Here is an 18,114-nt window from a genome sequence, read left to right as displayed (position 1 = left end):
CTTACCGGCCGGCAGATATGGGCTGGAACGGTGCGGACACAACTTGAAGCCTCGAAGACCACGAGTCTACAAGATTGGTCTTCTGCTAAGCCGGCGAAAAATCACCGCCGACTAAGCAGAACGACGCGCCTGAGCCCATATCTGCCGACCTCTCGGCTTACGTTGGTGCTCTGAGGCCACACATATCCTGCTTATACTTTGCAAAAACAGCTGTAACTAAAGGTGGCACCCAACTAAGCAATCCGCCTAATACTTCAGTGCGTCCCCACAACAGGCAGAATTCATGGTCAACACAGTGAATCCAGATTACACCAGTACCGGTACACTCGTCGCTGGCAACTAGCATATCTATTCCGGTTGCTTAGGTGGTCGAACTAGGGGCTTTAGGACAAGTGGCATCGGTAGTTTGACCTGGGACTAAATTCACCCAATTTAGCTGAAATGAGTGGAAAATGCACTGAATATTTGTTAATCAACAAAACCTTCACCCCCATTTAATGGTATGCTTAAGAATGTAATTTACGATAAGTAGGTGAGTCAATGTACTTATTTGAAAACTTCTTTAACGATATCTTTAATATAAAATCTGTAATTATGGCCCTGATTACGGTTGGGCTAATTGCCATTATGATGGTCATGACCTATTTGGTGGCACAACGAACGGCGCGGTTGTCGCGCACGCGAACATTTATCTTAGAAATAATTGAAGCTTTGGTTGTCGTTGGTGGGGTCCTCCTGCTACGACAAACCTTCTGGGTTCTAAACGGCGGTAGCGTCATGAGTTGGGGCTACGCGATTGCCCAGCTGATGATTCTGCTATACAGCATGTATGCCATGCAAACGCTGGCGGTGACCTTGGTCAACTTAGCGATGCCGCTAGTCTTCTACGGGCAGACGGTGCGGCTAGGCGCCAGTACCCAGTATTGGTGGGTGTTCATGCTGACGATGGCCGTCTTGTTCGGGGTCATCGCCTACATCAGCCAGCATCAAGCCTTGGTGTTGAAATCAGAATGGCGTTTCCTCCTGATACAATTCTTGTATGGTGGTGCGTGGTGCCTCATCATCTGGTCAACGCACCCCTATCACCTATTTTATGCCATCAACGTGCTGGTCGTCTTCATCGCTTACATGTGGATCATCCGCTTCTTTGTGACCCGCGTGAACCACGTCATCAGCCACTTTGCGAGCTTGGATCAGGCGGCAAATTATGACGAGCTAACTGGCGTGCGGAACCGGGCCAACTTTGATACGACAACGGTCGGCGTGTTCGGCGTCTACCGCCAGCACCCGACGATGCCAATTACCATGGCGATGTTTGACATCGACCACTTTAAAAATTTCAACGATAACTATGGCCACTTGGCCGGCGACGCGGTGTTGAAGCACGTGGCCCAGCTCTTTAACCAGGAACTGACGACCCAGACTAGCCACGGCGAGCTATTCCGGTACGGCGGCGAGGAATTCGTGATCATCTTCGAAAATATTCCCCCGCTGGACGCGCAAAATGAAGTCACGGCGATTCGTAATACCCTGCAGAAGAGTCCCGTCACGATAAATGGCAATAAGCTGACGGTGACTGTCTCCATTGGGATCTCGGAACTCCAACCGACCGATGTCGACTTCGACAGTTGGTTCAAGCGCGTCGACCACTACCTGTACTTATCCAAGGAAGCCGGCCGCGATCGCATTACCGTTGAAGGCAAAACTCAGAAATTGTAAAAATAAAACGAGAGTGGGGCAAAAGGCGATTAGTCAATGAGCATTAACGTCGATAGACGAATAATCCTGGGCTTGGATTGTTTGTCTATCAGGGTTAAGCGGAGTTGACTGCCTTTTGTCCCACGTTTCGACCATATACGTTCGAAGCACAAAACGGTTCTGGGACTTTTGTCCCAGAACCGTTTTTTGTTTGACATAAGTTATGTTTTACCCAATCAGCACGTGTAGCAGCGCGCCAATCCCGTACGTGATTAAAATTGTGAGAATCCCAATGACCACGTTGCGAACGATGGTCCGTTTGGTCGAATTGGTCGTCTCGTAGGTGCTGATGATGGCGTTCAGGCTCAGCGCGATCACCATGGCAATGGCCGTGTTGACGAAGCGCCAGCTCGGGGCGGACAACATGATGGCCAGCAAAGGAATCAGGGAGCCAATGATGAAGGCCGTGAAGGACATGGCCGCCGCGTGAAATGGAACCAACAGATCCTTTTGGGCCAGATCAACGTCAACCTGCGGATTTTCGTGAGCCATGGTATACTCCTGCACATCATGTTGGGCGCTGACGGAGATCCATTCGCCACCGGCCATGGAGCATGCGCCGGCCAGCATACCCGAGATGCCGCTGACTAGTAGTGTGGTGTTGCTGAGATTGGCCCCGGTCGCCCCCAGAACAATGCCGGAAACCGAAATGATACCGTCGTTGGCGCCGAGAATGCCGGCTCGCAAAACGTTTAGTTTATCCCAAAAATAAATATTCTTCGTTTTAGATGATTCCATTGGTGTATTCACTGTGCTTCCTCCTCGAGGAAAATATGTAATCGATTCCACTCTAAATCACCTGTATTATAGGCCGACTTTATATAATTATGCAATATTATTTGTGAATTTTAGTTCAAGATAGGAATATTTGGGCAAGTTGCTGGGGAATGTCCTTGTCGCTTGGTCATCGGCACTAATTGGGGTGGCAAAGTGCCGAAAGTGTTGCGGGTTGCTCCCTTCACCCCACATTACGGAAACGTGTGCCCGAAGGCAGCTGGCTCCGCTTAAACCTGGAAAGCAAACAACCCAAGCCCGGGGTTATTTGCTTTCCAGCCTTAATGCTCACCAGCTAAACGCCTTTGGGCACACTCTTTGAAAATAAAAACGGTTACTTTCAAAATAATCCTTACGCCATGAAACAATCTGTGGTACGCTAGCATCTCGTGGGAAATTCAAACGAGGAGCAACACAATGCCTAAAAATTTTAAAGAAGAACTACTTTTCACTGCCGTTATGGCGGGCCTGATGGTCTTGGTCATGGCTGGCTACAATATCGCCCTAGCTGATGGGTTCAGTCACCACTTCATTCGCGAAGTCCTGACGGGATACCCACTGGCCTTGCTGGTCGCCGCAATCTGCGACTTGGGGATCATCGGTCCCGGCGTCAAATACATCTTTTTTCACTTCATTATCAACGATTACATGAAAAAGAAGCAGATCCGCATTGCCCTGACCATCTCAGTTATGATGGTTGCCGGCATGGTCACCCTGATGTCTCTATTCGGGATGGTGGTCACGCAAAACTTCGGCGACAACGCCCTGCTGACTTATTTACACACTTGGATCTTCAACCTCTTCATGGCCCTGCCGCTGCAATTATTGATTGTCGGCCCCTTCGCTAGAAAGATTCTGGGAACGGTCCAAAAACACTACGCCCCAGCTGAAAATGCTGAAGCCGAAACAGTCAAAGATTAACCAACTAAACGTCGCCGCTACCAACAAGTAGTGGGGACGTTTTTCTTTTTTTCGCTGGTCCCACGCCAACGCAAAGACGGCCACTCCCTTTTTTGATGGGGAGTGGCCGTTTTTTGAGTCGTATTCTTCGTCTTTTTTATGAATTATTGTTACAATGACCTGTAATACACTTGCACTACAGAATAAGGAGTATAAAAATGCCAAAAACAAAACTAAAAACTGAATCCGTTTCAACCCGCATTTCACCTGCCGTAAAAATTGTTGCTGCCCAAAAGTTGGCACAATCTGGCTTAACTATTTCAGAGTTCTTACGTTTATCTCTGGTAAATGTTGCTAACGATGGTCTAACCGACTTCTTATCCACACCAGAAGCCTTAAAAGCCAAGAAAGATGTGGAGAGTGGTAAGTTAAAAAGTTTTGATTCGCTCGACGATTTATGGGCGGATCTTAATGATGAAGCCTGAACGAACCACTCGTTTTAAACGTGATTTTAAAAAGCTAAAGAAAAAACACTACCCTTTAGATTTGCTATACACAGCTATTCAGGCACTACTCAATCAAAATCAAGCTGTGCTTAGACAGTTAAACGACCACGCATTACACGGTGACTGGCATGGTTACCGTGAACTCCATCCGGCACGACAGGCTGATGCGAGAACACGCAAACAATTTGACGGTTGGATCCTTATCTATACAGTCTCGGGTGATAGTTTAATCTTAGTTCTAGTTGCAACCGGTGATCACCAAACTACCTTCAGAACCAAACTCTCTTGAAAAAAAAACCACTTCCTTAGATTCTCTGGGAAGTGGCTTTTTTCATATCAACTAACAAAATTTAATAATCTACTTACTCAACTTAAACAATTTCGTCTGATAATTAACATCCGCGTGATTACCTAACCCACTAATTTTAACAGTATAAGCGTGGTTGACCTTTACCTTGCTCAACTTCGGCTGGTAGGAAATGCTGGTCTTGAACCAGCCATAGCCGGTCTCATCATTGTAGTTAGTCACGTGCGTTACCTTAATCTTCTTATGCGTCGTATTATCAGTGACTTTAACGACTGGCTTGCTGGCCTTTTCACCCGTACCAATGCTGTACGAAAGTGACCAAACGCCGCCTTGAACGGCATTGACTGGGAAAACACCGGCTTTAGGATAAGCGACTTCTTTGGCTAACCCATCTTTAGGATCAAAGGCTCGGCATTTGGCGCCGCCCTCAAATACCTTGAGATCATTGTAAATGCCGGCCTGACCAACACCAATTTCAATGGTGTTGCCTAGCAACCATTCACGGTGGCCGGGAACGTAGTCAGATTGTCCCGAATCTACCAGGTAATTTAAAACATTGTCATAGGGCTTAACCACACCCTCACTAATATTACTATAACCCGTGGCGTCTGCACCACGATTCCAAGCTGCTTTTGAAACGTATCTAGGCCGCTTGATACCCGCTAAGTCATGGGCCAGCCCATCATTCGCAGCGGCCAGCGTGGCAGCGCCGTACTGCGCGTCTTCATTCCACTGGGGATTAGCTTTGATTGTATTCAGGCCATACATTTGTCGATAAAAATTAACGGATTTAACCGTAGCATTGATGTACTTTTGGCTCAGCTTGCCCGGCTTAAATGATTTCTTCAATGATGGCTTTTGAGTGTACATCCCCTTGGTACTGTTGGAGATACCCTTTACCTGTTGCCGATAACCTTTGATGGTTGCTCGCTCCTGGGTGGTAAAGGCCTTCTTTTCAGTTGGTTCCTTAGTCTTAGTTTTCGCGGCAGCCGGTTGGACACTTAATGCGCCGCTAAACGTGACAGCTAAGAGGCCAAGAATAAGGGTGGTGGTTTTTCTCATGAGTGGACTCCCTTTCTGTATGTATTATCTCTAATCATACACGAGTGGGGCGACACAATATGTCATTGCATAGTCGAACGCCTAAATTTTTTCAAAAAATCCGCAAGTTATTGGCAATTGGAGTAGCCAATGACTTGCGGATCTTAAATTTACTTCATGGTAGACACAAGTAATCCAAATAAATATTTAATAAACTGACTACACCTCAGCCACCTGAAGTTGCGGCCACTTTTTCTGCCACTGCTTAGTCGCCATCCGTTGCCGGTAGATGGCGCGATGACGGTCGTCTTGCTGGTAAAACGGAATCGGCCGACAGCGGAAATTGACCAAGTCATCCACACCATAGGGCGCGATCAACTTCAGTGCATCCCCATCAAGGTAGGCGCCCACGCAGGTCGAAACTTCGACAAAGTGGCCAATGGCATCAGCCACCGAGGTAAAGTCCGGCGTATCAGAAAAATCATAGTGAGCCATGTAGACTTCATTCTTGACCTGCCACTGATATTCCGGCGCGAGTTGCGTCAACTGGGCATAAATTTCAAGGTCATCGCTGGCGGGACGGTCGGGGTCAAAGAAAACGACGTCGATGTCACTGCCCAACGAAACGGGTTGCCCGCTCAGAACTTGCCAAACCGTATTGCGGATACTCCCAGCGGCCAGCGCGCCTTGCTTGAGGTGGCAATCCCGAATCAAGGTGAGAATGTGCATGAGTTCTGGGGTGTTACGGATGATGGATAGGACTTGGGACTCTGGTGTCATTTGGGAAAGACCTCCTGAATTACAATCTATTTATCTTATTGTAAGCCAAGGGACTTGCGAAACGAAATCTATCTATTACTTAGGCCATTGCAAACTCGTCTTGCGCAGTTTCATAAGCTTCAATGACTTCTTCATCGGATATTTTTTTGCGCTCTGACATCACATCTGATACGGCACCACCAACTAAAACTGTCCGCGCATATCCCCGTCTGTCATCGGCCGCAAACATATCTTTCAGCCATGAACTAAATTTTTTGTTTTGGAATGTCTTATCCAAAACTTCTTGATACTCTTCATCTGAAAGTCCCGATGCCATCACGATATCTAAAAACTCCTCCTTGAAGACCTGATACATCTCTTTAGCATCGTCTTCAATGAATTCATCCATAATCTTTTTAGTAAAGTAACCTGTAATTGCTGCTCCAATCCCACCAACAACTAAACCGGCTGGTCCTAACGCTACACTGGCTGCAATAGAAACACCACCAATAACAGAATCCTTAGTCAGCTGTGCTGTTGAAATACGGCCCCTTAAGGCATTTACAATTGATGGGCCAAAAGTAATTGCAACAACTGCCACACTGCCCACGTACTTACCGATATCTTCAGCTGATTCTTTCATTCCAATACTTTTTCCAACTTTTGAAGCGGCAAACTTCTTCACCATTTTTATTTTAGCTGCTTGGGTAGTGAATAATATAAATTTAGTACTATCTAAACCAGCCTTAAATGCTGATTTACCAGCCATTCTTGCGGCCTCTTTTTGATTAGCACCCCGCCATATAGCAATAGAATATGTCATAAGAAAGGTAATTCCAGCACCTGGAATTGACTGTTCAATCGCATTAAGCGTATCAACTTTAAGCGATTCAACCGTTCCTGCCTTAGCAACATTAGCATAGTACTCGCCGTTAAACTTTCCTTTTTTAACCATACTACTTGCTTGATTAGGATCCGTAATACCTTCTACGTTGCCTTTTATAATTTGATCTTTCATGTATTGAACCGATTTATTATATTGATCCTTCGGAACCTCTGTGGGCATACTACCATACTGATACTCACCACCGGCGAAAGCTAACTTAATACTATCTGCTGTATTTTTTCCAATATACTGTCCTTTGCTATCCAGTCGAATAGATGTCTTCACCTGAACCTTCTTGCCAAAGCTCAACCGGTCTGCACCATGTTTGGCATTATCCTGGCCGACCAATCTACTGTTAGTTAAATAACCGCCGTCCATAACTGAGTTTGCATATTCGGCTGCTACCCCATGTCCTTGACGACCATTTACCATTTGATTTATCTGAATGTTATGCAGGTTATGGGCTGATATATTCCCTGCTTGTGCACCCAATCCGGTACGTATCGCAGCTGCATCACCATCTATGTCTAGCTTTTTACTAGTCTCTTCACTGTACTCATCAAATAACTTTTTTCTTTGATCGCTTAGCTCTTCCGGTTGATGCTCAACCTCTTCAAACCTTACTAAATCATTTTTAAACTCATCCTCAGCTTGGCTATCAATCTTCCCGGTATACAAATCACGAGTGAACCCTGAGTCGATTAAGTTCTGCACATCACTTACCAAGGCCTCAGCATTTAATAAATTATAACCACCTAATGAAATTTCTATCTGCTTACTCTGCGAGCGAACTGTCACCTTATTATTTTCTTCATCGAATGATATAAACCACAATCCCGAGAACAAAATCTCAGTACTCTTGACATCAGACTTTTGGTCTTTAGAATTCTTATTTTCAACGCTCTGAATAGCCATTCCAATTCCACGATTTGTAATAACTAAACCGTACTCGCGTAATTCAGAATCAATCTCGCTTCTAACTGGATAATAACCATACACCGTATCACCGTCAAAAAATAAATGTTTAAAAGATGAAGCAAAAAATTCAGCTCGTCCCAGAGGAACCTCATCACCAGAAAAAGGCATTGCTTTTCCCATATCGTCCATGTAATTACTAATCTGAGTGTAGTCATAATTACTTTCTACATCTTGACTAACCCACTTATTGAATTGCTGTTCTCTTTTCTTCTCCTGGTTGCTATCGCTATTTTGATATAGCCAAATTCCCACTATGGCAGCAACAACTAGCATGATAATCGGGTGCGCACCAAACATCTGAAGCAAAATGATGATTAATGGAATACCTACAATCCATTCCCAATATTTTTTACCAATCGTAACTGCAATCCCAATTACAGCAATTATTATAATAAGTTCCACAACCAGCACTTCCTTATCAGATTTGAATTTCCATTAAACAGCAAAACCACTTCCAATAAATAGTTTTGCTGTTTAATGTTGAATAGGTGTATTCAATTTATAATTATATTCCTATGGTAGCAGCGTTGTCACCGCTTTCACGAATGAAATATTTTTTATTTTATAGCTCGTAGGATTAACATAGGTCAGTTATTATTTGGGGGAATTTTAATCAGTACATACCTTCGAATGCTGATTCCTTTACCGCTGCAATCCGCACAAAGTCATCCAATATCATCTCAACCATAACCTGACTAAACGACTCACCATCGTTTTCACTAGCATTCTCAGAAGCAACTCCGCCACCCTGCCGGCTAATGTATTCGACCAATTGACAAATAGAGGCTGAAACCATTGTTATCACGCCAATCTCCAGCGCAATCATTTCTCTATCCGCCTTCGACTGTTCGCTAAACGCTGTGTTGTTCTTTTTATAGGCAACATAAGCCTTGTCCAGCGCCTTAACCACAGCCAGTGTCGTCACATCTGAAGCGCGAAGTCCTGAAAATTCATCCCTAACCTGCTGCATCAATGGTGCCACAACACTCACGTCACTAGTTTTAAGACTATCCGCTTCAATCTTTGAGAAGAATCCCGCATACGACGGCACCCCCTGAGGCGTAACAATATACTTACCGACGTATGTCATGAAGGGCGCAACACCAACAAAAGCATCGCCGATTCTAGTGGAACTTGCCTTGGAATAATAGGCGTCCACAACCCGCAGCATCGAATACTTCTCACTTGTATCGTTCAAGATAAGATCTGACACCGTTGCGACATGACTCCCATTTTGAGAAGGAATACTCGTGCTGCCTGCCACATTTTTCAGGAAAAAGCTATAAGGTTTGGATTTCACCTCAGCCTGCTTCAAACCGTTCTTCACGTCGAGCTCTTTATCTAGCACTGTTTCCAAAGACAACTGGTCTCCCTCACTTCTATGTTGAGCAGCCGTCCGCTCCGCGAGAATCCCGGCACCGATTGCAAATTCAAGGTCCGTATCGCTAAGTTCGAGCCAATACCCTGGGACCTTATCAAAGAATTCGACCCAAGAAATAGCGAGGCCCTCTCTTTCCAGCCGATTTAGCCCTGGCGCCTGTTTATCCAATTTTGCATTGCCTACTGCTTGCGCAAATGCTTTTAGAATGTCATCCATGATCACACATCCTCCTATCACTTAACCATTAATCGACCGGGCCCTACTTTTCCTTCCGTCCCTCCTGAATCATCTGCCGCACCCAGCGCTGCGAATAATCATACTTGCGCGTGAGCTCGGCAATATTGTGGCCGTCGTACTCGGTCAGAATCTGCTTAGCCACCTTATCGCGGTTATAGAGGCGCATGGGGAACGAGACCTGTTGCCCACGGTAGACCTGGTATAACTTTTCCGTTAACTCTTCACCTAATAAATCGTATAGTTGTGCGTATGAATCCTGTAATAAATCGACCCGCATTGTCATGTGCGTTTCCTCCTAAATTGGTTCGTGCTTTCTACCCTCCATAGATTAGCAAACGTCTCCGGCCGACTAAAATGCCTTTGGCCGGGGACGTAACCAGCAGTCTGCAGCGCATTACGTCAACGGTTTTGCTAGGATTCTGCGAATCGTGCGGCTCGAGTAATTGTGCCGGCGGGCCAGCGCCACCACGCTCACCCCCTGCGCGTACTCCTGACAAATGAGGGCCGCCTCCCGTTGCTGGTCCAGAAGCCGCCGCGGAAAACTGATCTGCGCGCCACCGTAATAGGCACACAATTTTCGCGTAGCCGCTGGGCCGATCAACCGCGCCAACTCTTGGTACAACGCCTGCCAATTCTGAATGTCATCCATCATTTATTCCTCCCATTGCGAACTGATTAACCACAGTTTACAATGACAGATAGACAGTATACGTCCATCTACTAAAAAGGAGTCCGCCACCATGAATGCCGCTTATCGCCAACTGACCATCTTTCAACTGCTCATCAGCCAGCACATCGTCAATAAGGCCGCCCTCGCCGATCAATTTCAGGTCAGCCTGCGCGTAATTCAACGCGACCTCAGCCAGATTCGCCAGTTCATTGCCGAACAAAATTTATTTTATAAACTGGTCTACCGCCGCCAATTTGACGGCTACCAGCTCATCACCACGCAGACCAGCGTGTCCAAGCAAGCCGTGCTAGTCCTCATCAAGATTGCGCTGGCTAGCCGATCTCTGACCACGGCCGAAATGACTCAGACCATCGACGGCCTGCTCCAACTGCTACCGCTTGCCGATCAACAGGAAATTCGCCCCATCATTAAAAACGAACGTTTCTACTATCAACCGGTCCATCATGGTCAAGACCTGCTCGCCAACATCTGGGAGCTCAGCCAATTTATCACGCAACAGCAGGCCGTGACCATCACGTACCAAAAGCAGCACCGAGAAATCGTGGTTCGGACAATTCTGCCGGAAGCCATTATTTTTTCCGAATATTACTTCTACGTGATCGCCTACAACGCCAAGTATGACAGCAATCTCTTTTACCGCGTCGACCGGATTCGCCACTTGCAAACGACCAGTCAGGCTATCACCCGCACCCGGGCCCAACGCGTGGAGGACGGCGAGCTGCGGCGGCTTCTGCACTACATGCAGCCGGGCAAAAAGATGACCTTACAGTTTAAGTTCTGGGGCATCGTCGAAGCCGCCCTCGACCGTTTCCCCACCGCCACCGTCATCAAGGAATATCCCGCTGAAAAGGCCGTGTTGATTGAGGCCACTGTCTTTTCCTGGGGTGCCAAGATGTGGCTGCTGAGTCAGGGGGCCAACGTCCAGGTCGTGGCACCTCAGTCTTTCGTCGACGATTTTCAAGCGGAGCTCAAGCGGATGGCGGACCGTTACTAACCACCACAAAACAGCAGCGTTAGTCATTGTTTCACTGACTAGCCCTGCTATTTTTTTATGACATCAACGCCGTTATCCTTCCCATTTGCGTTCACATTTCTTAGTGCATTTTTCACTGCATTCTTCCATGTTTCACTACCCGATTTCCCGTTTTAAGCGTATGATTAAGGAAGTCAATTAAGGTAGTTTGAAACTATCAACACGATGACTAAGGAGTGCATTTTACATATGAAGAAATGGAAATTCGGACTCGTTGCCGGGCTAATGCTGTTGTTGCCACTGGCTTTGAGCACCACGACGATCGCCAAGGCGGAGACGACGGCTACCACGGAATCGACCGCTAAGCCGGCCAAGAAGACCACCACTAAGCCTAAGGTCAAGGCGAAGGCCAAGAAACACTATCTGATTGTGATGGGTCACGGTGCTGGCGACCCCGGTGCCCGGGGAAACGGGACGACGGAAGCCACCTTCCTCCGCAAGAACATGTTGCCACAGCTGAAAAAGTACGCGAAGGAAGTCAAGCACAGCACCATCACGTTCTACAACCCTAAGAAGAACCTGGTCAGTGATACCCTGTTCCATCACAAGGGGTCGTACAAGCTCAACAAGAAGACCACGGTCATCATGTTTCACTTGGACGCCCCTGCCGGTCACGGTGGCCACGTCATCATCCACAAAAAGCACCCCACGGCCCGCGACAAGCGCCTCGCCAAGGTCATCAAGAAGTACGTTGGCCTGAACCGCGCCTACAACGGCTTTAGCTACCGGACCAACTTGCGGAACTGCAACGTCTTGCGGAAACGCGGCATCGACTACAGTCTGGTCGAATCCGGCTTCATCACTAACAAGACCGACGTTCACCACCTCAAGAAGAACATGGCAAAGATTGCCAAGGCGGACATCGAAGCCATTACCAACGAAAAAATCAAATAAGGTCGACGAAAAACCGGTCCCAACTGCGACCGGTTTTTTTAGTCAATTTACAAATAATTCCCCCGAGATTCGTTCGAATTGCACCGCCGTTTTGGCCCTGCTAGTCTGAAGGACAAGCGTGTTTCACACGAAACATTAGGGGGCGGCGCAAATGCCATACATCTACTTGGGCATCGCCATTGTTGGAGAATTAGTCGGCACCAATTTACTCAAAGCTGCGGCTGGCTTCACGCGGCCGTGGCCGTCACTGGGCGCACTCGTCGCGTACGGCCTGTGCTTCTACTTCTTATCGGTCGCCATGAAAAATATCGACCTGAACGTTGCCTACGCCATCTGGGCGGGCATCGGTATTGTCATCACCACCGCCATTTCCATTACCCTCTGGCACGAACCCATCAACCTCGCCAGTGTCTTCGGCATTTCCCTAGTCGTGGTCGGCGTGGTCATCCTCAATCTGTATGGCCCTGGTCATTGACTAACTGCCATTTGTCGCACGTCTCAGCAACATAAATTCGGAGACACCAAAAGGAGCCTGGAGTTTTCGTCCAGACTTCTTTTTTAGACTTTGCTCACCAAACAAATGCCTATTTAGCGGGACTCCATGCTCTAAAACGACCCTTTTTCACCAATTATGATCATATAGGGGCACCACTAGTTTAATTATTAATAACAGTGCCTATTTACTAATAAACGATGAATAACTGATTTTGATTCACAATATTACTGCTAGACCGGGATTAGAACAACTATTTTTTCAAATGCCAGCCATTCTTAAAAGTTAGACAGGTTACTAAAAAATCCGTTAAAATTTTCTGCCGATTAGAGACAGTAGGGCTAACGCGGTCGTTTATACTGTTTTTCTTGTGAATAATTTTGCATTTCGTCACAAAAAGGACTAGAACGAAAGGTGAGAAGTCGGACGGGAGCGTGTTACGTGAACGTCATTGATTGCTCATAATTTAACATAGTATTGTTTTTTAGACATTAATTTCCTGCGAACGTGGGTTGCGCACGTCAGGATAATCAGTGTTGTAGCTGTTTTCATTTGTCGCCTAATTCGTTTTATAGCTACCCTCCCAAGAAGAGCAGCTGGGAAAGGAAGTATTTTACATCATGGCACAAAGTTCTGTTGCATTAAAACATTATCAAATGTACATCAACGGTGAATTTAGAGATTCTTCTTCAGGCAATCTGATCACTGTTATCAATCCGGCTACCGGTGAACCAATTTCTACGGTCCCAAGTGCGACGGTCGACGAAGCTCGCGAAGCTATCGATGCTGCTTACGAAGCACAGAAGTCATGGAAGTTGGTTCCCGCCGCAACTCGAGGCCAATACTTACACGACGTGGCTACCGAAATCCGGAAAGATTCCGACCACTTGATTGCAATGCTTCAAGAAGAACAAGGCAAGATCAAGTCATTAGCAACCACTGAAATTTTATTCTCAGCCGACTACTTTGACTACATGGCTAGCGCTTCTCGGACCTACGAAGGCGAAATCCTTCAATCCGACAACGCTAACGAAAGCATCATGATCGACAAGCAACCAATCGGTGTTGCCGCTGGGATTTTACCTTGGAACTTCCCATTCTTCCTGATTGCCCGGAAGATGGGGCCAGCTTTGGTTACTGGGAACACGATCGTTATGAAGCCAAGTACCGACACGCCTAACTTAGGTCTAGAATTTGCCAAGATCGTTGAAAAGGTTGGGATTCCTAAGGGTGTTGTCAACATCATTACTGGTCCTGGTGCCGTCATTGGTGACGAACTTTCCAAGAACAAGAAGATTGGTATTATCAGTTTGACCGGTTCCGTTAACTCTGGGAAGCGGGTCATGGCTGCGGCTGCTACCCACATGGCCAAGGTTTCTCTGGAACTTGGTGGGAAAGCCCCTGCTATCGTCTGCAAGGATGCTGACATCGACTTGGCCGTTCAATCCATCATCGACTCTCGTGTCGACAACAACGGTCAACTTTGCAACAACTGTGAACGGGTCTACGTTCAAGAAGACATTGCGGATGAATTCACGAAGAAATTGGCAACCAAGATGGGCGAAGTTACCGTCGGCGATCCAATGGCTAACGAAGACATCGGCATGGGTCCACTGATCAACCAAGCTGCTTTGGACAAGGTATCTGGCATGGTCGACCGCGCTGTTAAGGCCGGTGGCAAGCTGGAAACCGGTGGCCACGTGGTCAAGATCGCTAAGGGCTTCTACTTCGAACCAACCGTTATTTCTAACGTCAAGCAAGACTCCGAAATCGTTCAAGACGAAATCTTTGGTCCAGTACTGCCAGTATTGACCTTTAAGACTTTGGACGACGCTATCAACATGGCTAACGACAGTGACTTTGGGTTGACTTCATCAATCTTCACTGAAAACATCGACAACGCTATGCGTGCTTCTCGTGAATTGGAAGATGGGGAAACTTACATCAACCGGTTCAACTTCGAAGCCATGAACGGGTCTCACTCCGGCTGGAAGGAATCCGGTATCGGTGGTGATGATGGTAAGCATGGGATTGAAGAATTCTTGAACACCCACGTTGTTTACCTGCAAGGCCATCCTGAAAAGGCTAATGGCTAACCATAGATTCGAAAAAAGATAATTCCGTCGCGAATTATCTTTTTTCGGCGAAATTCCCCTGTAAATGTGAATTGAAAACGAGATCCCCGTCATTTTGGCGAGATTGGCTAACTGCTGGCAAACCCCGTCATATTGAGGATATCCCCCCGGATAGTGTGAAAATTGCATTGTGGAAGCGCTTGCATTTTTACCTATCTGTGTGATAATGATCAAGTGTAAACAATAAATAAAAACGAGGTGCCAATTATGAAGATTCAAGCTGCAGTTGTTGATAAGCAAAATGCTGATTTTGAAATTCGTGATGACGTTGAACTGGCTGACATGGGTCCGGACGACATTCAAGTCCACATGGTTGCTAGTGGGATCTGCCACTCTGACGAAGCTCTGCGTACTGGGGTTGCGGTCATCGACTATCCTATCGTTTTAGGCCACGAAGGTTCCGGGATCGTTGAAAAGGTTGGGCCAGAAGTTACCCAATTCAAGCCCGGCGACCACGTTGTTCTCAGTTTCTACGGCTGTGGGAACTGCAAGAGCTGTTTGAAAGGGATTCCTACCCAATGTGAAAACTACGCTGCCAACAACCTGTCTGGTGTTCGTCCAGACGGCACGGCACACTTCACTGAAAACGGCCACAACGTTGCCGACATGTTCGACCAAAGTTCCTTTACGACAACCACGGTCGTTCGTGAACGGAACGCCGTTAAGGTCGACAAGGACCTTGACTTACGGAAACTCGGACCTCTGGGCTGTGGCTACGTCACTGGTTCTGGGACTGTCCTGAACACCTTGAAGCCAAAGCCTGGTGACACGATTGCCGTCTTTGGTACTGGTGCCGTTGGTTTGGCTGCCATGATGGCTGGCCGGATCTCAGGTTGCACCAAGGTTATCGCCATTGACATCGTTGACTCTCGTTTGGACTTGGCTAAGGAACTCGGTGCTACCGACGTCATCAACAGTAAGAAGGTTGACGACGTAGTTAAAGCCGTTCAAGACTTGACCGGTGGCTACGGTGTTAACTACGCGGTTGACACGACCGGTGTTGCCAGCGTTATCTCCAACTCCATTCAAGCCTTAGCACAAGGTGGGACTTCAGCTGCCATCGCCGTTACGAACCATCACATCGACCTCGACACTTGGAACGACCTCTGTGTCAACGACAAGAGCGTCATCGGAGTTAACATGGGTGACTCCATTCCTCAAGTTGACATCCCTCGTTTAATCGAATTCTACAAGATGGGTCAATTTGACTTCGACAAGACTGAAAAGTTCTACAAGTTCAGTCAAATCAATGAAGCCAACGCTGACTCCGTTTCCGGGAAGACCATCAAACCAGTTCTGGTCATTGATGACAGCTACGTTCCTGGCAAATAAAAACAATTAACCTGATTCTTTAACGTTCTTGACCGGTGGGTCCTGTTTGGGGCCTGCCGGTTTTTGTTATGTAATTGGAAACGTGCTACGAATGGCCGCACTCCGGCTGTCAGGGATTCCGCCTGCTGTGGGGACGCTTCGGACTGAGAAGCGGTCCTCTCGCTCGCTTTGAAGCCACGAAGAACACGTGTCTCCAAAGTCGCCCATCGTGGTAGCTGACAGCTACCACGATTACCACGGCTGGCTACATCCCCGACCTCCTCCGGCTCTGATTGTTCTTCTCAACGATGTCAGCAACCAGCCAACCCAAATGCAACTTGCGCTGGAATGGGTAACATTCGTTTGCAGCCAACATCGTGGTATCCGTCCCAGCAATAGCTAGTCCCTAGTCACCAATCTCGTCAACGTCTCAACTTGGTCAGTCACTTGTTCGCCCTCACCAAAAGTAGCTGCCTCATTCCCCAGAACATCATGGTCCAGCCACCACTGCTGCAGTTGTTTCTCGGCAAATGGTGATGGCTTCAGCTGATTACGCGCTAATGTCGTCGCAAACGAAACGTCAAAGTATACCGAAATCAGCCGTTCCTCCCACTGCCCTTGAAGTTGACAGAGCCAGTTACCGTAAACACTGCGTTTCAAAATACCTTCCAGTACGATCGTCGAAAATCCCTGTTGCTCGCCCCACGCAATCAGGTCGGCCATGACCTTGATTGATGCGTTACCCTTATGATCGGGCGCGTGACAAATCTGCCGCCGGACAACATCCTGATTAATCATGAGACAATCTGGCGCTAATCTTTTCCGCAATCGCTGAGCCGTCGTGGTTTTGCCGCACCCCGAATTTCCCCGCAACACAATTAATTTTGTCATCGTTGTCACTTGCCTTTCACCCAGCATGCCTGAAGTCTCCGCCGATTGCTAGCACAACTAGTTCACCGGATTAGAGGTGTTGGGACACATTGAAACAACACCATATCTATCGTAAACTAAAGTCACACCTAAAGGAGGTCTTTCTCCATGGTCACACGACAAACAATTTTTGATTATATCGAAGACAATTATGGCGTCATACCTGAATATACCTTCTCAAGTTTTCCTAAGTACGCTGCCCTCAAGAACCTACAAGGCAAGTGGTTCGGGCTAGTCATGAACGTTCCCCGCGAAAAACTCGGGCTGACCGGCACAGACGAAGTCGATATACTCGACGTTAAAATTGATCCCGAACTTGGCAGTATTTTACGCGAGCAACCTGCCTATCTCGCGGGATACCACATGAACAAGGATCACTGGTTGACGATTTTGCTTGACCAAGTCGATGATAAAAGCGCCTTACAATTATTAGACGGTAGTTACCAATTAGTTACTAAAAGCTAATTATTAATAATTACTCTTGCAGCTAGTGCTTGATAATTATTGGATCAACTTTTCGAAATGACACTATGTGGAAACAAGAAAATTCAGTGTTTTCCATTAGACTATGACATCCCCACAGCAGTTGTAATCCCTGGCAGCCGCAGTGCGTCAAATTTAACAACTGGCATGCAAAAAATCTAATCCCCGGGTTGACACTACCTTTTTTCCGGGGTACACTAGCCTCAATTCAAGAATCGTCCGAAACAAACCATTGAGGTGGAGATCAAGACCATCGTGCACGCAAAGAGAGCCGTCGTTGCTGAGAGTACGGCCGAACGCAGATGATTAAATGGACCACCGAGGGCTTCCCCGAACCATTAGCAGTACGGGAAGACGTGCGACATACGTCAGTTGTCAAGGAAATGATAGTTTCCTGTGGAGAAGGGACGTGGGCTCTATTTGAGTACCCGTCCAATTAAGGTGGCACCGCGGTTAAAACCGTCCTTAACGCATTGGCTGTTGAGGACGGTTTTTTGTATCCAATTTTAACCGAGGGGGATTTACTGATGATCAAACGATGGCAAAGCTCAATGTTATTTCTACGCAAATTGCAAGAACAAGTTAGTCACTAGGACCAAATACTAATACCAAAGATT

The 18,114-nt window shown here is 47.1% G+C and carries 18 protein-coding genes; 10 read left to right on the top strand and 8 right to left on the bottom strand.

The window, feature by feature from the left end:
• Positions 1-540: 540 nt before the first annotated feature.
• On the top strand, positions 541-1,719 hold the full coding sequence (locus FC99_RS03825; RefSeq protein ID WP_048733408.1) for a GGDEF domain-containing protein: 1,179 nt from the start codon (positions 541-543) through the stop codon (positions 1,717-1,719).
• 207 nt (positions 1,720-1,926) lie between these two features.
• Here FC99_RS03825 and FC99_RS03820 read toward each other — a convergent pair whose 3' ends face one another.
• Entirely contained in the window at positions 1,927-2,508 is a 582-nt protein-coding gene (locus FC99_RS03820; RefSeq protein ID WP_235805859.1) for a VIT1/CCC1 transporter family protein, read from the bottom strand.
• Between the two features lie 441 nt (positions 2,509-2,949).
• Between FC99_RS03820 and FC99_RS03815 the strand changes: the two genes are divergently transcribed.
• From FC99_RS03815 to FC99_RS03805, 3 genes are all read left to right on the top strand, one after another.
• Positions 2,950-3,453 carry a DUF2798 domain-containing protein gene (locus FC99_RS03815; RefSeq protein ID WP_048733411.1) on the top strand — a complete coding sequence of 168 codons (504 nt, stop codon included), beginning with the start codon at positions 2,950-2,952 and terminating at the stop codon, positions 3,451-3,453.
• A gap of 197 nt (positions 3,454-3,650) precedes the next feature.
• On the top strand, positions 3,651-3,917 hold the full coding sequence (locus FC99_RS03810; protein ID WP_048733413.1) for a type II toxin-antitoxin system RelB/DinJ family antitoxin: 267 nt from the start codon (positions 3,651-3,653) through the stop codon (positions 3,915-3,917).
• The gene (locus FC99_RS03805) at positions 3,904-4,227 is read left to right on the top strand and encodes a type II toxin-antitoxin system mRNA interferase toxin, RelE/StbE family (protein WP_048733416.1); all 324 of its coding nucleotides are present in this window, start codon (positions 3,904-3,906) and stop codon (positions 4,225-4,227) included. Before FC99_RS03810 ends, FC99_RS03805 begins: the two co-directional genes overlap by 14 nt.
• Before the next feature lie 69 nt (positions 4,228-4,296).
• On the opposite strand, the gene FC99_RS03800 is transcribed toward FC99_RS03805, so the two are convergent.
• From FC99_RS03800 to FC99_RS03775, 6 genes are all read right to left on the bottom strand, one after another.
• Positions 4,297-5,307 (bottom strand): CAP domain-containing protein, encoded by a 1,011-nt coding sequence (locus FC99_RS03800; protein WP_048733417.1) that lies wholly within the window; start codon positions 5,305-5,307, stop codon positions 4,297-4,299.
• A 198-nt stretch (positions 5,308-5,505) separates the two neighbouring features.
• Complete coding sequence (locus tag FC99_RS03795) at positions 5,506-6,066, bottom strand: nucleotidyltransferase family protein (RefSeq protein WP_048733420.1); 561 nt, start codon at positions 6,064-6,066, stop codon at positions 5,506-5,508.
• A gap of 79 nt (positions 6,067-6,145) precedes the next feature.
• Positions 6,146-8,311, bottom strand: a complete 2,166-nt coding sequence (locus FC99_RS03790; protein WP_048733422.1) for a hypothetical protein — start codon at positions 8,309-8,311, stop codon at positions 6,146-6,148.
• A gap of 211 nt (positions 8,312-8,522) precedes the next feature.
• Positions 8,523-9,506 (bottom strand): hypothetical protein, encoded by a 984-nt coding sequence (locus FC99_RS03785; RefSeq protein WP_048733425.1) that lies wholly within the window; start codon positions 9,504-9,506, stop codon positions 8,523-8,525.
• A 43-nt stretch (positions 9,507-9,549) separates the two neighbouring features.
• Positions 9,550-9,810 (bottom strand): Mor transcription activator family protein, encoded by a 261-nt coding sequence (locus FC99_RS03780; protein WP_048733426.1) that lies wholly within the window; start codon positions 9,808-9,810, stop codon positions 9,550-9,552.
• 111 nt (positions 9,811-9,921) lie between these two features.
• Positions 9,922-10,179 (bottom strand): Mor transcription activator family protein, encoded by a 258-nt coding sequence (locus tag FC99_RS03775; protein WP_082153200.1) that lies wholly within the window; start codon positions 10,177-10,179, stop codon positions 9,922-9,924.
• Between the two features lie 88 nt (positions 10,180-10,267).
• On the opposite strand from FC99_RS03775, the gene FC99_RS03770 reads away from it, so the two are divergent.
• The 5 genes from FC99_RS03770 (at position 10,268) to FC99_RS03750 (ending at position 16,105) form a co-directional block, all read left to right on the top strand.
• The gene (locus FC99_RS03770) at positions 10,268-11,212 is read left to right on the top strand and encodes a helix-turn-helix transcriptional regulator (RefSeq protein WP_048733429.1); all 945 of its coding nucleotides are present in this window, start codon (positions 10,268-10,270) and stop codon (positions 11,210-11,212) included.
• A gap of 228 nt (positions 11,213-11,440) precedes the next feature.
• Positions 11,441-12,145 (top strand): N-acetylmuramoyl-L-alanine amidase, encoded by a 705-nt coding sequence (locus tag FC99_RS03765; protein ID WP_048733431.1) that lies wholly within the window; start codon positions 11,441-11,443, stop codon positions 12,143-12,145.
• A gap of 151 nt (positions 12,146-12,296) precedes the next feature.
• Entirely contained in the window at positions 12,297-12,620 is a 324-nt protein-coding gene (locus tag FC99_RS03760) for a DMT family transporter (protein ID WP_048733433.1), read from the top strand.
• Between the two features lie 638 nt (positions 12,621-13,258).
• On the top strand, positions 13,259-14,734 hold the full coding sequence (aldA, locus tag FC99_RS03755) for an aldehyde dehydrogenase (protein ID WP_048733435.1): 1,476 nt from the start codon (positions 13,259-13,261) through the stop codon (positions 14,732-14,734).
• Between the two features lie 246 nt (positions 14,735-14,980).
• Positions 14,981-16,105 carry an NAD(P)-dependent alcohol dehydrogenase gene (locus FC99_RS03750; protein WP_048733438.1) on the top strand — a complete coding sequence of 375 codons (1,125 nt, stop codon included), beginning with the start codon at positions 14,981-14,983 and terminating at the stop codon, positions 16,103-16,105.
• Between the two features lie 378 nt (positions 16,106-16,483).
• On the opposite strand, the gene FC99_RS03745 is transcribed toward FC99_RS03750, so the two are convergent.
• A complete protein-coding gene (locus FC99_RS03745; protein WP_162258575.1) occupies positions 16,484-16,975 on the bottom strand; it encodes an AAA family ATPase in 492 nt (163 codons plus the stop codon).
• Positions 16,976-17,122: 147 nt separating this feature from the next.
• Between FC99_RS03745 and FC99_RS03740 the strand changes: the two genes are divergently transcribed.
• Positions 17,123-17,479, top strand: a complete 357-nt coding sequence (locus tag FC99_RS03740) for an MmcQ/YjbR family DNA-binding protein (RefSeq protein ID WP_048733443.1) — start codon at positions 17,123-17,125, stop codon at positions 17,477-17,479.
• Positions 17,480-18,114: the final 635 nt, after the last annotated feature.

The sequence above is a fragment of the Levilactobacillus koreensis JCM 16448 genome (assembly GCF_001435525.1).
Lineage (GTDB): Bacteria > Bacillota > Bacilli > Lactobacillales > Lactobacillaceae > Levilactobacillus > Levilactobacillus koreensis.
Note: the sequence above shows the minus strand (reverse complement) of the source record. Positions and strands in the feature narration are given on the sequence as shown.

What these genes read in the sequence shown, in the direction of transcription:
- FC99_RS03825 (WP_048733408.1), top strand. Translation starts at nt 541, where the DNA reads ATGTACTTATTTGAAAACTTCTTTAACGATATCTTTAATATAAAATCT.
- FC99_RS03815 (WP_048733411.1), top strand. Translation starts at nt 2,950, where the DNA reads ATGCCTAAAAATTTTAAAGAAGAACTACTTTTCACTGCCGTTATGGCG.
- FC99_RS03810 (WP_048733413.1), top strand. Translation starts at nt 3,651, where the DNA reads ATGCCAAAAACAAAACTAAAAACTGAATCCGTTTCAACCCGCATTTCA.
- FC99_RS03805 (WP_048733416.1), top strand. Translation starts at nt 3,904, where the DNA reads ATGATGAAGCCTGAACGAACCACTCGTTTTAAACGTGATTTTAAAAAG.
- FC99_RS03800 (WP_048733417.1), bottom strand. Translation starts at nt 5,307, where the DNA reads ATGAGAAAAACCACCACCCTTATTCTTGGCCTCTTAGCTGTCACGTTT.
- FC99_RS03795 (WP_048733420.1), bottom strand. Translation starts at nt 6,066, where the DNA reads ATGACACCAGAGTCCCAAGTCCTATCCATCATCCGTAACACCCCAGAA.
- FC99_RS03785 (WP_048733425.1), bottom strand. Translation starts at nt 9,506, where the DNA reads ATGGATGACATTCTAAAAGCATTTGCGCAAGCAGTAGGCAATGCAAAA.
- FC99_RS03780 (WP_048733426.1), bottom strand. Translation starts at nt 9,810, where the DNA reads ATGACAATGCGGGTCGATTTATTACAGGATTCATACGCACAACTATAC.
- FC99_RS03775 (WP_082153200.1), bottom strand. Translation starts at nt 10,179, where the DNA reads ATGATGGATGACATTCAGAATTGGCAGGCGTTGTACCAAGAGTTGGCG.
- FC99_RS03770 (WP_048733429.1), top strand. Translation starts at nt 10,268, where the DNA reads ATGAATGCCGCTTATCGCCAACTGACCATCTTTCAACTGCTCATCAGC.
- FC99_RS03765 (WP_048733431.1), top strand. Translation starts at nt 11,441, where the DNA reads ATGAAGAAATGGAAATTCGGACTCGTTGCCGGGCTAATGCTGTTGTTG.
- FC99_RS03760 (WP_048733433.1), top strand. Translation starts at nt 12,297, where the DNA reads ATGCCATACATCTACTTGGGCATCGCCATTGTTGGAGAATTAGTCGGC.
- aldA (WP_048733435.1), top strand. Translation starts at nt 13,259, where the DNA reads ATGGCACAAAGTTCTGTTGCATTAAAACATTATCAAATGTACATCAAC.
- FC99_RS03750 (WP_048733438.1), top strand. Translation starts at nt 14,981, where the DNA reads ATGAAGATTCAAGCTGCAGTTGTTGATAAGCAAAATGCTGATTTTGAA.
- FC99_RS03745 (WP_162258575.1), bottom strand. Translation starts at nt 16,975, where the DNA reads ATGACAAAATTAATTGTGTTGCGGGGAAATTCGGGGTGCGGCAAAACC.
- FC99_RS03740 (WP_048733443.1), top strand. Translation starts at nt 17,123, where the DNA reads ATGGTCACACGACAAACAATTTTTGATTATATCGAAGACAATTATGGC.